The sequence below is a fragment of the Marinobacter sp. BW6 genome (assembly GCF_008107725.1).
Taxonomy (GTDB): domain Bacteria; phylum Pseudomonadota; class Gammaproteobacteria; order Pseudomonadales; family Oleiphilaceae; genus Marinobacter.
The window spans coordinates 969,679-985,369 of the sequence record NZ_VIRN01000064.1 but is presented as its reverse complement, the minus strand read 5'-3'; the positions used below and the strand labels follow the sequence as shown (position 1 = coordinate 985,369).

Genomic DNA, 15,691 nt, shown 5'->3' with positions numbered 1-15,691 from the left:
TGTTCAGGCTGGGTTCAGTTAAAACACCGATACTGAGACGCTCTGCAATACCTGTAGGAAGGGGACACACATGCGTTTACTGCTCGTCGAAGATGACCGACTGCTTGCGGACGGGCTAACCAACCAACTGGAAAAGGCCGGGTTCAGCGTGGATACCACCTTCACCGCCAAAGAGGCGTCGGCGCTGGCCGATCAGGAAGAATATCGCGCCGTGGTTCTGGATCTCGGACTGCCGGACGCAAATGGCCTGGACGTGCTTCGAAAATGGCGAACGCGTGGCATCAGCTTTCCGGTGCTGATTCTGACCGCCCGCGGTGACTGGCAGGATAAAGTGAACGGTCTGAAGGCCGGGGCCGATGATTACCTGGCCAAACCATTCCAGACCGAAGAACTGATTGCGAGGCTGAACGCCATCATTCGCCGGAGCGAGGGACGCGTGCGCTCTCTTGTGAAAGCCGGCAATTTCGAACTGGACGAGAATCGCCAAAGCCTGAAACTGGCCGATGGCACGGAACACAGCCTCACCGGAACCGAATTCCGGTTGTTGCGTTGCCTGATGAGCCGGCCTGGGCATGTGTTCTCGAAAGAACAGCTTATGGAGCAGCTTTACAGCCTGAACGACAACCCCAGCGAAAACGTCATTGAGGCCTACATTCGCAGACTCCGGAAGCTTGTAGGCACAGACACCATCTCGACACGACGTGGCCAGGGGTACCTGTTTAATGATCTGGTTTAAAAAACCGGTATCGGTCAAGGGAACCCTACTGGCACTGCTACTGCCGGCTGGCATTCTCCTGATGGCCCTCGCATGGCTGGTGCACGGGCTGCTTCTTGACCGGATGTCCCGCCAATTCGTAGAGACCCGGCTCAAAGACGAAGTCGCTTTTCTCGAACACCAGATTCGCGATTCCAGTGGCCGGCTGGACACCCTACAGACCGGTGATTATTTCCAGGAAGTTTTTCACCACGCGTTCGCTATCCATTCCGACACCCGAACCATCATCTCCCCCGATAGTTGGGCACCGCTGTTGATGCCACTGGTGGAGTCCGGGGAGGAAGATACGCTGCGCGTCAGTGGCGCCGATATTGCGGAGGCGCCCTCGGATATCCTTGCCTACCGAAAGTCTTTTCATGTGGACGGCAAACCCATCGTAGTGATCGTTTCCGAGGACCTTGGTGCCTTGAGCCGCAGCCAGGCTGAGCTTCACGCCTGGACAGCCGTTGTTTCCCTGCTGCTGATCCTGCTTCTGGTTGGCGTACTCTGGCTGGGCATCAACCTGTCCATGCGCCCCGTGGTAAGCCTCAAGGCTGCATTAAAGCGGCTGCAGGATGGCGAGATATCGCGAATTGATGTCAAGGCCCCCGAGGAGTTCCAACCTCTTGTACTGCAACTCAACCAGTTGCTCGACTCCCTGGACCAGCGGCTGGAGCGCTCCCGGGATGCGCTGGCAAATCTCTCCCACAGCGTTAAAACACCCATCGCTGCCGTTCGCCAGATTCTGGAAGATACTGACCGCCCCCTCCCCAACGACCTCAGGCAGCAAATGGCCGGCAGGCTCGACGATATCGACAGACAGCTTGAAGCAGAAATGCGACGCAGCCGGTTCGCCGGTCCGCAGGTTGGCAAAAGCGCCTACCCTTTGAAGCAGGCCCGGGATCTTCTCTGGATGCTAGGCCGGCTGTATCCGGCAAAGTCGTTTGAAATGTCGACCGTACTGACCGAAGAACGGCGCTGGCCCATCGAAGAGCACGACCTGAACGAGGTGTTGGGCAACCTTCTGGACAACGCCGGCAAGTGGTCCGCCAGATTCGTTGAACTTGGCCTGCAAGAGGATAGGCAAGGATTGACCATCACCATTGAGGATGATGGCCCCGGAATTCCCCCTGATGCGCTCGCCACTCTCGGCACCCGCGGCCTGCGCCTCGACGAACAGACTCCCGGGCACGGCTTGGGGCTGGCCATCGTGCGGGAGATTATAGAACGCTATGGTGGTACCCTGAATTTTAGCTCCGGCTCGACCGGAGGATTCAAGGCAACGGTCCATTTTCCAGGTACGACCAGGGGTATCCGGCAGTGAAGATCGGTGAACTTGCAAAGACAACGGCCATTCCCGTTGAAACCATCCGCTACTACGAAAAGATCGGTTTGCTACCGGAACCGGACAGGGACAGCAGTGGCTACCGGTCTTACCGTAATGCCCATCTGCACCGCCTTCTTTTCATCAAACGCTGCCGCAATCTCGACATGGCTCAGGACGAGATCCGAGAACTGATCCGCCTGGCCGAGCAACCGGAAGCGGATTGCAGCGAAGTAGACGCGCTGCTAGCGCGCCATCTGAATCACGTACGCGAACGGCTCAAGGAGTTGGCAAGTCTTGAAGAAACTCTGGAGCAGCTCCAGGAAGCCTGCTCTGATGGCCGCACTGTGCGGGAGTGTGGCATTCTGGGCGGGTTGAGCTCGGAGCTTCAGACACCGGAGCCCGATGACCGCCACAACCACGTTCCCGGCACTCATGGCCCGGGCAACCACTGAAACCTTCCTCATCCTCGTCTGACGAATAAACCCTACCTCATTTCAACCGGCACGATTCGAAAAGACTCTGGCAGTCATTCAAAAGCCTCTTCGCCATTGAAATGATATTTCTATGTCTTACAGATGCACGGTTAGGTTCGCCCGCCCCTGGAACAGCCGGGTTGGCATTAACTAGCTCGGCTGAACTGATTCTCATGCACAAAGCAAACATTGTCAGGAGTCATTATGTACAAAAATAAACTCGCACTCTCGGTCGCCCTGGCCTCGTCGTTGTTCGTTGCCAGTCCAGCGGCTCTGGCTCACGGCGGTTCGGCAGATTATATGCCGATCGCAAAAGCACTGAATTCCTCTGGTGCCAGCTATCAACTCAGTGAAGACCAAAGCGAACTGCTGGTGGTGTCCGGAGACACGAAAATCCGGGTGCCTCTGGGGGAGACAAGGGCGTATTTCAATGGTGATGAGATTGAGCTGTCAGCCCCTGCAAAACTGCACGATGGCGAAGTCCTCGTAGAGCGGAGCTTTGCCCACGACCTGTTCTCAGGTCAGGTTTCCCAAAACATCAGCATTGGTAATAAAACCCATCCACTGGACCCATTATCGTCGGAAGAAATCGCCAAAGCTGCGAATGCAGTGAAGTCCTCTAAACACTGGAAGGACACTATCCGGTTCACGCAAATACGACTCGCCGACCCCAGCAAAGAAAAAGTCTGGGAATGGTCCTTTGGTGAAGGCCACGACTTTTCACGTCAGGCCATTTTTACGGTCGTTGATGGCCGGAAGGTCTATGAAGGCACAGTCGATCTCGACTCTGAGTCCGTTGTTGGCTGGGAGCACATCGAAGACGCCCATGGCATGGTGACCTTCGATGACTTCCTGGCAGTTCAGGAGATCGTCTCAAACAGTGATGCCTATAAAGAAGCCCTGAAAAAGCGCGGTATCGACAATGTGGAGAATGTGGTCGCAACACCACTGACCGTCGGGTATTTCGGGGGCGACGACGGCCTAGAGCACGATTTGAAACTCTTGAAAGTGGTGTCTTACCTGGACATCGGTGACGGTAACTACTGGGCCCACCCTATCGAAAACCTCGTGGCGGTCGTGGACCTGGAAAAAAAGAGTATTCTCAAGATTGAGGACGACGGCGTCATCCCGGTACCGATGGCTCCCCGCCCATACGATGGACGTGATCAGGAAAACATTGCGGATGTGAAACCGCTGATGGTGGTGCAGCCGGAAGGCTCCAACATCTCGATGTCTGGCCATACCATTCAGTGGCAGAACTGGAATTTCCATCTCAAGCTGAATTCTCGCGTTGGCCCTGTCATTTCCACACTGACCTACGACGACCAGGGTGAAAAACGGAAAGTCATGTACGAGGGGTCGCTGGGTGGGATGATCGTACCCTACGGCGATCCTGACGTAGGCTGGTACTTCAAGTCCTACCTCGACTCCGGCGATTACGGCATGGGGAACCTGACTTCGCCCCTGGAAGGCGGCGTTGATACCCCCAACAACGCGACATTATTGCCGGCGACATTGGTCGATAACGGCGGCGCGCCCTTTACCATTCCAAACGCCATCGGCGTCTTTGAGCGCTACGCCGGGCCTGAGTTCAAGCACACTGAAATGCTTGGCAGCAGTCCCGGGAATGAAAGTCGCGAACGAAGGGAACTAGTTGTGCGTTGGGTGAGCACGATTGGTAACTACGACTACATGTTCGACTGGGTTTTCATGGCCAATGGCAATATCAGGCTGACCGTCGGAGCTTCGGGCATTGAAGCCGTCAAAGCTGTGAAGTCCCGAACCATTCATGACGAAACGGCAGAAGAAGATACCCGCTACGGCACCCTGATTGATCACAACATCGTGGGGACCACCCACCAGCACATCTACAACTTCCGGCTGGACCTGGATGTTGACGGCGAGCAAAACAGCCTCAAGGAAATTGATCCCGTGGTCGCGGAAAACACAGCGGGTGGCCCGCGCAAGAGTGTCATGATCACCAACGAGCGGGTCGTGCCAACGGAACAGGAGTCTGTTCAGAAGTTCGACCCCTCAACCGTGCGCCTGATGACCAACCCCAACAAAGAAAACCGTATGGGTTACCCGGTTGGCTACCAGATCATCCCGTTTGCCGGAGGCACCCACCCCATCGCCAAAGGCGCGTTGTTCAGCGAAGACGAATGGCTGTTCAAGCGTGTCAGCTTCATGGACAAGCAGATCTGGGTCACTCAGTACAAACCTGAGGAGCGCTTCCCGGAAGGCAAATACCCGAATCGGGCCAAAACCGATACGGGCCTGAAAACCTTTGTCGCGGATAACGAGTCCATCGAAAACGTCGATACCGTGCTCTGGATGACCACCGGCGCCACTCACGTAGCCCGAGCGGAGGAGTGGCCCATAATGCCGACGGAGTACGTCCACTCGATGCTTAAACCATGGAACTTCTTTGATCAGACCCCCACCCTGAATCTACCCGAGCAACAGAAGCCGGAGAACTGATTCGCTGAAAACGGGAACCATCCAGGCAGGGAAGCCTGATCACAAAAAAACAGAGATACGGGAATCAGAAGAGATGAAAAACCAGCATTTCATGAAAAGCATTATCTGTCTGGCCGTGGCCGGATTATCGGGACCGGCTTCGGCCTATAACTTTTACGACCAGAGCGGCACTACACTGAACGTTGATATCGAGGCGGCTCTGGGGGTCTTCTCCAGTCAGGAGACATACAACCTTGGCGCCAAAACGCAAGCCGGTGATTCGCAGTGGCAAGAGGGTTACATCAAGTATGGGCTCTCTGGCAGCCAGAGTGTTGGCTCCGGCAGCCAGGTTTACGGTGCGGTTAATCTGGTCTCCTCCGGCACCTGGGGCGATGGCGATGCCGGAGGCATTACGTCCGGTAACGAACGGGAAACCGATCTGGAAGATGCCTACCTCGGTTGGCGCTCCGGCACTCTGATTCCTGCGCTCGGAGAGGACGGCCTGGATCTTTCCGTTGGGCGTCAGCAGTTCACTATTGGCGACGGTTTCCTGATCAATAGTGATGCTCTGAACTTTGGCGACGCTTTGAATGGCGGTGGACTGGACTTTGACCGGGGCGGCGCCTACTGGCTTGCAGCCCGCAAGGCATTTGACCAGACCGCCATTGCCCGAATCGGAGGCTCGGACGGCCTGCGCGCAGACCTGTTCTGGCTGGCCTCTGATAACAAAGCCCAGGCGGAAATGGAGCTGGCAGGCTTAAATACCGAGTATGTGACCCCTCAAGGTACTTTTGGTCTGGCTTATATCGAAGGGCTGGACGTTGATGACACCTTCGCTCCTATTCTGGGGTATGGCTCAAGAGACGGGCAACAAACCACGAGTCTCCGCTACCAAGGCAATGCGGGTGTCGAAAACCTGTTCTTGTCCGCCGAATTTGTCAATCAGGAAGCCGGAGAAGGCTCTGATGAGAATGCCAAGGCGTGGTACGCCGAAGCCGGTTGGACCTTCAGCGAGACTCGCTGGTCACCCAGCGTTAACTACCGATATTCGAGCTTCGATGAGGGTTTCGACCCACTGTTCTTCGGCTTCAACCGGGGTTACGGCACCTGGTTTCAGGGTGAAGTCGCCGCCAACTACGCTGGCCCCTTCAACTCCGACGCTTCGGTTCACCACGTGAGCCTGAAGGCAGCCCCTTCGGAAACACTCAGTATCGGCGCACTCTTCTTTGACTTCACTGACACCGCAGCCGGTACAGGGAACCTGAACGCTCAGGAAGTGGACATCTACGCCGAGTGGGTGGCAGCGCCACATCTGATCATCAGCCCTCTGGTCGGCTTCTATATGCCAGACAGCAGCGCCGCCGAGGGTGGCAGCCAAATAGGCAGTGACGACACCAACGCTTACGCTCAAATCATTGCCATTGTTCCGTTCTGATCAGTCCCAACAGCCCCAAAAGGCGAAGCTGCCCACTTACAAAATCGTGGGCAGCTACAACGGATTTCCAACTTAACTTTGACGAACACCTGCAGGAGAGCATTGCCGTGCAAACCTATAACAATTTGGCGAATGGCAAACCGGTTGACGCAACCGATCACCAGGAAATTTTCAATCCCGCAACCGGGGATTCCCTGGGGCTTGCGGCCATCAGCAGCGAGCAGGACGTAAGCGACGCCGTCATTGCCGCCCGCAGCGCACAGAAGGACTGGGCCAGAGTCAGTGATCAAGAGCGACAGGAAACAGTCGCCCGCGTAGCTCAGGTACTGCAGGATAACTCGGAATACCTGGCCGAACTGATCACCCGGGAACAGGGCAAACCTCTGTCTGGCCCGGGCTCCCGTTTCGAGATGCAGGCGTGCGTGGGCTGGACACAGGTGCCAGCAGCACTGGCACTGCCTCCGGAAACCGTCCACGAGGACGAAGAACGCAAGGATGTCCTGCACCGGGTGCCACTGGGCGTGGTAGCAGCTATTGCCCCCTGGAACTGGCCCCTGATGATTGCCATCTGGCAAATCATTCCTGCCATCCGCATGGGCAACACGGTGGTTCTCAAACCGTCCGAATACACCCCGATTGCAACCCTGGAAATGGTTCGGCTTATCAATCAGGTACTGCCCCCGGGTGTTCTGAACACCATTTCCGGAGACGGTCGTATCGGCGCCGCGCTGACCAGCCATCCTGACATCGACAAGATCATGTTCACGGGCAGCGAGGCGACAGGCCGGCGAATCATCGAAGCCTCGTCAAGAAACCTCGCCCCTATAACTCTGGAGCTGGGCGGCAATGACCCCGCCATCGTGGTTCCCGGTACTGACGCCACCGCCATTGCAGAAGGTCTTTTCTGGGGCGCATTCCTGAACATGGGGCAGACCTGCGCGTGCATCAAGCGCTTGTATGTCCACGAAAATGACTACGACTCGGTGATTGCCGCCCTCAGTGATCTTGCCCGCCAGATGCCCATTGGCGACGGCATGAACGAGAACAACCTGATTGGCCCGCTCCAGAACGAGATGCAGTACAACAAGGTGAAAGAGCTGGTCGGCGATGCCCGGTCCAAAGGCTGCGATGTCATGGAGTTCGGCGATGTGCCTGAAACCGGCTACTTCCTGCCTGTGACCCTAGTGGGCAACATCCAGGATGGGCAGAGACTGGTGGATGAGGAGCAGTTCGGCCCGGCTCTGCCTATCGTCCGTTACAAAAACCTGGACGAAGCAGTCGCTTCCGCCAACGCCCTGTCGGCAGCCCTTGGCGCCTCGGTCTGGGCCAACAACCCGGAAGAAGCTGAGCTGGTTGCCATGAGGCTGGAAGCTGGAACCGTCTGGATCAATCAGCACGGGGCAATTCATCCCATGGTGCCTTTTGGTGGCAATAAAGCGTCCGGCTATGGGGTAGAGTTTGGCCTGGAAGGGCTGAAAGCGGTCACGCAGCCCAGAGTTATCAGCATCAAGAAATAAAGCGGCGGCAACACTGACCCTTCCGGGAGCTGCCAGATTCAACGGCCTGACAGCTCCCCTTTTTTCAGGAAGTACGGTCCTGGCAAAAACTCGAAGGTGTCACCCCAAAGTGTTGCCTGAAAGACGTCGAAAAAGCACTGGGACTGGCAAAGCCGAAACGGTATCCGACTTCGGTCAGGTTCACCTTACCGTTGGACCTCTTCAGGTAATCGGCGCACATCTCCAGCCGCTGGGCTTTGATGTACCCCGACACGGTCAGCGAGCGGGCCGAAAACGCCCGGTAGAGGCCGCGAACCGAGGTTCCGGTGGTATTTGCCACCATCCGCGCGCTCAATTCAGACTCGCCGATGTTTTCCCGGATAAATGAGGCAGCTTGTAGAAATACGCGCTCACTGGGGCTGTGCTGCCCTACGCTTCGAATCACGGAGGGTTTGATCAGCATGATCAGTGAGTCAATGATCGCCGCACCTTCTTCCTCGTCGAGGCTATCGTAATCAGCTGCTCCGCTAATCAACAGGTTGGCGACTCGGGCAATGTGGCTATCGGAGGGAATGCGTACACCAAGCTCAATGCCAGACAGATTCAGGGTTCTTTCAACGATTGTGCGGGGCAGAATCAGGGAAATCTGCTCGGATTCATTGTCATAGGTAAAACTGAAGGGAAGAGCGGAATCGACCAGAACAATGTCCCCTGCCTGGAGAATGGACCCATTTCCTGCCTGCTCAACCCGCGACTTTCCGCGAAGCTGGAACACACAGAAGAATTCTGGAGTGACACAACGACGGATTTCGCTTCGGCCACGAACAAGCTGCGCGCCACGGATGGTAACGTGGGACATATCCAGTGCGCTGGAGCCCATTTTGCTTATGTTTCCGGAGAATTCCTGTTCGAGAGGTTCTGCCGAAAAAGGCCCGCAGATCTGGTTTACATCACTGATCCAGCGGTCGAACCCTGCCGTTGAGAAGGTGTTTCCAAGCATAACTGGCCCACCGAGATCGGCTTTTGTGATTGTTTGTAAGGAGGTTGGCCAGTTCCTTTGTATATGTCAAGCGTTCTTATATGGCGATACTGAGAGCACTGACGAAACAACTCGATACCCACTTGCCAACCTCCTGCCTGAATTTTGAATCGCCTTTTTAGCCGTTTCAGGAGCGCTGCCTACATGAAATATTATCGAAGAGACTTGACCCTGTAGTTACTACAGGGTTTTCAATAAGACCATCTGAACTAAGGAGGTCTTTATGGCGTGCAGTTGTTCCGCCCCCGAACCCAAATCCCCGGCCCCGGGCTTTCGCAAAGCGCTGTGGATTGCCTTGTGGGTAAACCTGGCCATGTTTGTCGTGGAAGGCATCGCCAGCCTGTCATCCGGCTCGGTCTCTCTAATGGCGGACGCCATCGATTTCTTTGGTGACAGCGCCAACTACATTCTGTCCCTGACTGTACTTTCCATGGGTATGCTCTGGCGGGGACGCGCTGCCATGGTCAAGGGGATCACCATGACGCTGTTTGGCCTGGTGGTCTGGGCCCGTGCGGTCTGGGTGGTTCAGGCAGGTATTACACCGGAGCCGCTGACCATGGGAGCGGTCGGCCTGCTGGCCCTTGTTGCGAACGTGAGCGTTGCCGCCCTGCTGTTTAAATTCCGTGAAGGGGATTCCGATATGCGCTCGGTCTGGCTATGCAGCCGGAACGATGCCATCAGCAACATAGCCGTTATGGTGGCCGCTCTCGGTGTATTTGGCACCGGAACAGCCTGGCCGGACCTGATTGTCGCCGCAATTATGGGCACGCTGGCGATCACCGCCGGCATCAGCGTTATGCGCCACGCCCGCAGCGACATGGCCGAGGCCAGAGCCTGCGCAGTGGAACCGACAGCGGCAATCTCAAACAATCGTTAAAACGCCAGGGAAATCATCACCGGTATAAACGCCAGGGCAAACAGCGTGGTCAGCAACACCGTACCCGCTGCCTGCCTTGGCGAGGTATCCAGCAGGGTGGCAATAACCACGGTGTTCGCGGCAATCGGCGTGATCGAAATCAGGAACATGGCCTTGTGAACGGCCGGCTCATAGATCCCCAGCACGGTTGAATCCAGCCACCAGAACACGATGGCCACCAGTGGCCAGATCACGAACTTCCCGAAGAACGCCAGGGCCGTGAATCGGACATTGCCCGCCAGGCCGCGAAAGCTGGTGATGCTCATGCCGATGATCATCATGCCCAGAATGCTGTAGGCACCGCGCAGGTTATCAAACAGTGGCACGAAGATATCCGGAATCCTAACACCCGCCAGATTCAGGGCAACGGCCGCCAGGAAGGCATAGACAGACGGGAGCTTCAGCACCCGCCAGAGCGCATCCTTGATGCTGTAGCGCCCCCTCGCCGCCAGATAGAAGCCCACGGAGTTCTCGAACAGCGTGGTGCCCAGCATGCATACAATGTAGAGCCCGAGCCCTTCTTCCCCGAACAGCAACAATGCCACCGGCACACCGAAGTACCCGGTATTCCCGGAGCCCACACACAGAGGAATGATGTTGGCACTGCCGTCGGTAAGCACCCTATTTGCCAACCTTAACTGCACGATCCCCAGAACGGACGAGATTCCGAATACCAGAAATGGCAGCAGGATGACTTCCGGAGAAAGCGGCGCTGCCATAACCCCGGAAAACACCACGGACGGTGTCACGATATAGAGCATGATGCCGGCAATGTGGCGGCCGCTCGCCTCAAGGTAGCGGCCGGCAACCCAGCCCAGGGCGACCGTTACATAGAGCGGAATAAGCTTGAAAAAAAGCGCAAATGCGGCGGCCATTGGCACTCCGTGGGCAAGAAAACGAATCCGGACATGCCGGGCGCGCAGTTTACCACCTACCCCTCCAGAGGTAACTCCCCGGCGCAATGGTGAAATATCCGGGCATGCTTGATAATCATCAACAGCATTTAGGATGCATCTTTATATCCTAGTAGCGCAGTCAGGTATTCCACAAAGACCAAGGAGAGAGACCCATGGCCGAGCGCTTTACCAAAAGCATGGCCAGGAACATATACCTGGGAGGAAGTGCTTTCTTCGTCCTGTTGTTTCTGGCGCTGACTTTTGACACCCAGATTCGGGCAATGCCCGAACGGGATAACCGCGACCAACTCACTGACCAGGTGGTGCGCGGCAAACATGTCTGGGAGAACAACAACTGTGTGGGTTGTCACTCCCTGATGGGCGAAGGCGCATATTTTGCTCCGGAACTTGCCAACGTATTCGACCGCCGTGGCGCGGGAAACAGCGAAGTCTTCAAGGCGTATATGAACGCCTGGATGAACGCGATGCCCACCAATGTGCCCGGTCGCCGGCAGATGCCCCAATTCAATCTGACCGATCAGGAAATCGAGGATCTCGCTGCCTTCCTGGAGTGGACTTCGAAGATTGACGATAACGACTGGCCACCCAACATCGAAGGCTGAGGGAACAAACATGAAATACGAATCCCAAAGGGTAGCAATGCCCTACTTCATCTTTGCCCTGGCTCTGTTCGCCGGCCAGATTCTGTTCGGCTTGATCCTTGGTCTCCAGTATGTGGTGGGTGATTTCCTGTTTCCGGAAATTCCCTTCAACGTTGCCAGGATGGTTCACACCAACCTGCTGATCGTCTGGTTGCTCTTCGGCTTTATGGGGGCAACCTATTACCTGGTTCCGGAAGAGGCACAGACCGAGCTGCATAGCCCGCTGCTTGCCTGGATCCTGTTCTGGGTATTCGCCGTCGCTGGCACCCTTACCATTCTTGGCTACCTGTTTGTGGATTACGCCACCCTGGCGGATGTCACTATGAACAAGCTGCTACCAACAATGGGGCGTGAATTTCTTGAACAACCCACGATCACCAAAATAGGCATAGCGCTGGTTGTCGTCGGATTTCTCTACAACATCATGATGACTGCCCTGAAAGGTCGTAAAACGGTGGTCAACATTGTGTTGATTACCGGTCTCATTGGCCTGGCCGTGCTGTGGATGTTTTCTTTCTACAACCCGGGCAACCTTACTCAGGACAAGTACTTCTGGTGGTTCGTGGTGCATCTGTGGGTTGAAGGCGTCTGGGAACTCATCATGGGCGCGATCCTGGCCTATGTCCTGATCAAGCTCACCGGTGTTGACCGGGAAGTCATCGAGAAGTGGCTGTACGTCATCATCGCCATGGCGCTGATTACCGGCATCATTGGCACCGGACACCACTTTTTCTGGATCGGCCCACCCGAATACTGGCTATGGCTGGGGTCTGTGTTCTCTGCCCTTGAGCCCCTGCCGTTCTTCATGATGGTGATCTTCGCCTTCAACATGATTAACCGGCGTCGGCGCAATCATCCCAACAAGGCCGCCATGCTGTGGGCTATGGGTACTGCGGTTATGGCCTTCCTGGGGGCCGGTGTATGGGGCTTCCTGCATACCCTTGCGCCGGTAAACTACTACACCCATGGCAGCCAGATTACTGCGGCCCACGGCCATATGGCCTTCTACGGTGCCTATGTAATGATCGTACTCACCATCATCTCCTACGCCGTTCCTATCATGCGGGGCCGGCCCTACGGCAACAGCAATACCGCGCAGATTGTCGAGATGTGGGGGTTCTGGCTGATGACCATCTCCATGGTATTCATCACGCTGTTCCTGACAGGCGCTGGCGTATTGCAGGTCTGGCTGCAGCGACTTCCGGAAAGCGGTGAAGCACTGTCGTTCATGGCCACCCAGGACAATATCGCATTGTTCTACTGGATGCGTCTGGTCGCCGGCTGCTTCTTTATGGCAGGCCTGGTGGTGTACTTCGGCAGTTTCTTCATCAAGGGGCAGGCATCCCCGGCAGAAGAAGTCCGTGGTCCTGCTACGCAGGAAGCCTGAAAACCGCAGGCCGGAGCTGAACGCTCCGGTCTGCCCTACTTCAACGGACACTCACCGTGCATGAGCAGACTCTCCCGAACAAGGACACCCTCCAAAAGAAACGGTTGCTGACACGCACCGCTTTCTTCGGGCTGTTTCTGCTTGCGCCGGTACTAAACATTTTTCGGTACGATCTTACGGAAACCCACTTCGTACTTCTCGGGTTTCCCCTGTCATTCAATCTCGAACTTGCCTGGGTTAGCCAGAGTTCGCCGGCAGAAGTGGCCGGGCAGATCCTTGTCTGGTTCATACTCCCCATCACCCTGCTGGTACCGTTGGTGCTCTGGATTGCCTGGAAATGGGGGCGCATTTACTGTGGCTGGTTGTGCCCACACTTTTCAGTGGTGGAAACCATCAACCATTTGATGACCCGGATCACGGGCCGCCCAACTCTCTATGAGGCGCTACGCAGAGGCAAACGGGGCAAGGCACTTCACTGGGCCGGCCTGGTGCTGGTCTGCGGGCTGATCGGCTTCTCCTGGGCCCTGGCCATGCTGTCTTACCTGTTGCCACCCATACCGCTATACCTCGATCTGGTCACCGGCAACCTGGCACTTTACCCCGCCATTTTCCTGGCTGTCGCCACCTCACTGTTCACCCTGGACTTCCTCTTTGCCCGGCACCTGTTCTGCAAATACGGTTGCGCGTTCGGAGTGGTGCAGAGCATTGCCTGGATGACCAACGGTAAAGGCAGGGTTGTCACCTTTGATACCGAACGGGCCGCTGCGTGCCGTGACTGCACCAGAGCCTGCGATGAAGCCTGCCCCATGCGTTTACCGACCCGCAGTCACAAGCGCGCAAAATTCACCTGTACCCAATGCCTGCAGTGTGTCAGCGCCTGCCGCGAGGTGCAGAAGAACAATCCGGAAGGGTCCCTGCTCAGCTGGGAACCCGGAGAGCCTGGCAAACAGACCGTTCTCATTCCGGTTCGCCAGCTTGATCCATCATCACGTCAACAAAAGGCCTGAACCTGAGGAGCTGAAATGGAAGAGTGGGTAGGCTTCAAATGGCACGAATACATTACCCGACAGGCCATGGGGGAGTTCCCGGAGCATGCAGTTTATCTGAAAGATGAAGCGCGAACTCTGGGCGTTCTGTTCCGGGCGCTCGGTGGCGACCCGGCACTCAGCCTGGTTACCGCAGAACCCCGACATTTTCATACCCGGCGGCGCTTCCTTCAGAAGCTGGCCGGCACCCACAAGAAATTTGAACTGGCCTGGCGCGATGAACAAAGCCTGAGGTTGCCAGAACGGCTCGCACTGTTCCCCTCAAAGCGAACAAACCGGGATCTTTATCTTTGGCTGGCGGCACTGGCCTCCCTTGGCGAACTGACGGATTCCGACTGGCTGACTGGCAACCAGACCATGGTTCAGACCCTCCTGGCCAAATGGCCGGGGTTGGAGCCGGTTTACCAGCGTCTGGTGCGCCATACCCTGCAATGGCGACCAGACCACACCACTTTGCCAGCATCCGAAAGCCGTCGAGAGAAGGCAATCCGACAGGCACTGATTGATCCGGGCAGCGTCGAATATCTGCCAAGGGCTGAGTCCGATCCCTGGCCAGTTGTCATCTGGCTTTACCCCACCCTGGCCCAGGGCAAGGTTACCGGGCAAATCATCGGTGATGACAATCTGAACTCGACACCGGGCGGACTGGCCAAAAAGCGGAAGCGCCGGCGTGCTGAACGGGTGGATGCATTTGATAAAGATCAGGGCCTGATGCTGTTCCGACTGGAAAACCTGTTCTCCTGGAGCGAGTTTATTCCTGTAGACCGGGCCGGCGACGATACCCAGGAAGACGATGCCGACGCCGTGGCCGATGACATGGACATGATTTCTGTCTCCAAGGACCGGCGCGAAGCCTCCTCAGCAATCAAGTTCGACCTTGATCTGCCTTCGGAAGAAAACGACGACCTGCACCTTGGGCCCGGCATCCATCTGCCGGAATGGGACTGGCGTAGCCAGAGCTACCGGGAAAAATTCTGTTGCCTGCAGCCAATGCTAAGCAAGGAGTCTGTGCCCACGCGACTCCCGGACCACCTGTCCAGATCCGCCATGAGACTGCGCCGCCAGTTCAGTGCCCTGAAACCACTCCGACAATGGGAGCGCCGCCAGACCGAGGGCGAGGAGCTGGATCTGGACGCCTGCATGGAACGGGAAGTCCAGCACAGACGTGGCGCCGGCGTTATCGACCAGAAACTGTTTCGCCGCTGCAAACAGAACCAGCGGGACCTGGCATGTCTGATTCTGGCTGACATATCCATGTCTACAGATACCTTCATCAATAACAGCCAGAGGGTCATCGACATTGCCCGGGACGGCCTCCAGTTGCTCAGCGAGGCTCTCCAGGCCAGCCGGGACCCTTTTGCGCTTTTTGCCTTTTCTTCACGCCGTCGGGACCACGTACGCTTCCACCACATCAAGTCCTTTGACGAACCCTACAATGATATCAGTCGGGGCCGCATCCAGGCGCTCGAACCGGGCTACTACACCCGCATGGGCGCTGCCATACGCCAGGCTACCCGCATGCTGCAGGGCCGCCACGAACACCAGAAAATCCTGCTCCTGCTCACCGACGGCAAACCCAACGACCTGGACCTGTATGAGGGCCGCTATGGAGTGGAAGACACCCGAATGGCCGTTCAGGAAGCCCACAAAGCCGGCCTGACCCCCTTCTGTGTCACCATTGACGACGACGCCAATGAATACCTGCCTTATGTCTTTGGCAGCAATCATTTTGTGGTCATCAAAGACCCGACACAGCTGCCGCTCCAACTGCCCAAACTGTACATGAACCTGACTCGTTGA

The 15,691-nt window shown here is 56.5% G+C and carries 13 protein-coding genes; 11 read left to right on the top strand and 2 right to left on the bottom strand.

Going from position 1 to position 15,691, the window contains the following annotated elements; translation table 11 throughout:
* Positions 1-70 precede the first annotated feature (70 nt).
* The 6 genes from FMN52_RS13085 (at position 71) to FMN52_RS13060 (ending at position 7,966) form a co-directional block, all read left to right on the top strand.
* The gene (locus tag FMN52_RS13085) at positions 71-736 is read left to right on the top strand and encodes a response regulator transcription factor (RefSeq protein WP_148609030.1); all 666 of its coding nucleotides are present in this window, start codon (positions 71-73) and stop codon (positions 734-736) included.
* A complete protein-coding gene (locus FMN52_RS13080) occupies positions 723-2,078 on the top strand; it encodes a sensor histidine kinase (RefSeq protein ID WP_148609029.1) in 1,356 nt (451 codons plus the stop codon). The genes FMN52_RS13085 and FMN52_RS13080 overlap by 14 nt, the downstream gene beginning before the upstream one ends.
* Complete coding sequence (cadR, locus tag FMN52_RS13075) at positions 2,075-2,533, top strand: Cd(II)/Pb(II)-responsive transcriptional regulator (RefSeq protein ID WP_148609028.1); 459 nt, start codon at positions 2,075-2,077, stop codon at positions 2,531-2,533. Before FMN52_RS13080 ends, cadR begins: the two co-directional genes overlap by 4 nt.
* Before the next feature lie 225 nt (positions 2,534-2,758).
* Complete coding sequence (locus FMN52_RS13070; RefSeq protein WP_148609027.1) at positions 2,759-5,035, top strand: stalk domain-containing protein; 2,277 nt, start codon at positions 2,759-2,761, stop codon at positions 5,033-5,035.
* Positions 5,036-5,108: 73 nt separating this feature from the next.
* Positions 5,109-6,449 carry a hypothetical protein gene (locus tag FMN52_RS13065; protein WP_148609026.1) on the top strand — a complete coding sequence of 447 codons (1,341 nt, stop codon included), beginning with the start codon at positions 5,109-5,111 and terminating at the stop codon, positions 6,447-6,449.
* Positions 6,450-6,556: 107 nt separating this feature from the next.
* A complete protein-coding gene (locus FMN52_RS13060; protein WP_148609025.1) occupies positions 6,557-7,966 on the top strand; it encodes an aldehyde dehydrogenase family protein in 1,410 nt (469 codons plus the stop codon).
* Positions 7,967-8,030: 64 nt separating this feature from the next.
* Here the strand turns inward: FMN52_RS13060 and feaR are convergent, their stop codons facing one another.
* Positions 8,031-8,945, bottom strand: coding sequence for a transcriptional regulator FeaR (feaR, locus tag FMN52_RS13055; RefSeq protein ID WP_148609024.1), 915 nt, complete (start codon positions 8,943-8,945; stop codon positions 8,031-8,033).
* Positions 8,946-9,207: 262 nt separating this feature from the next.
* Between feaR and FMN52_RS13050 the strand changes: the two genes are divergently transcribed.
* Positions 9,208-9,861, top strand: coding sequence for a cation transporter (locus FMN52_RS13050; protein ID WP_148609023.1), 654 nt, complete (start codon positions 9,208-9,210; stop codon positions 9,859-9,861).
* Here the strand turns inward: FMN52_RS13050 and FMN52_RS13045 are convergent.
* Entirely contained in the window at positions 9,858-10,775 is a 918-nt protein-coding gene (locus FMN52_RS13045; protein ID WP_148609022.1) for an AEC family transporter, read from the bottom strand. The two genes, FMN52_RS13050 and FMN52_RS13045, sit on opposite strands and share 4 nt — an antisense overlap.
* 194 nt (positions 10,776-10,969) lie before the next feature.
* Here FMN52_RS13045 and FMN52_RS13040 point away from each other — a divergent pair, with 194 nt between their 5' ends.
* From FMN52_RS13040 to FMN52_RS13025, 4 genes are read left to right on the top strand one after another with little or no spacing between them, the layout of a single operon-like run.
* The gene (locus FMN52_RS13040; RefSeq protein ID WP_148609021.1) at positions 10,970-11,419 is read left to right on the top strand and encodes a cytochrome c; all 450 of its coding nucleotides are present in this window, start codon (positions 10,970-10,972) and stop codon (positions 11,417-11,419) included.
* Between the two features lie 10 nt (positions 11,420-11,429).
* The gene (locus FMN52_RS13035) at positions 11,430-12,845 is read left to right on the top strand and encodes a cbb3-type cytochrome c oxidase subunit I (protein WP_148609020.1); all 1,416 of its coding nucleotides are present in this window, start codon (positions 11,430-11,432) and stop codon (positions 12,843-12,845) included.
* Between the two features lie 56 nt (positions 12,846-12,901).
* Positions 12,902-13,852, top strand: coding sequence for a 4Fe-4S binding protein (locus FMN52_RS13030; RefSeq protein WP_148609019.1), 951 nt, complete (start codon positions 12,902-12,904; stop codon positions 13,850-13,852).
* A gap of 15 nt (positions 13,853-13,867) precedes the next feature.
* Positions 13,868-15,691, top strand: coding sequence for a VWA domain-containing protein (locus FMN52_RS13025; RefSeq protein WP_148609018.1), 1,824 nt, complete (start codon positions 13,868-13,870; stop codon positions 15,689-15,691).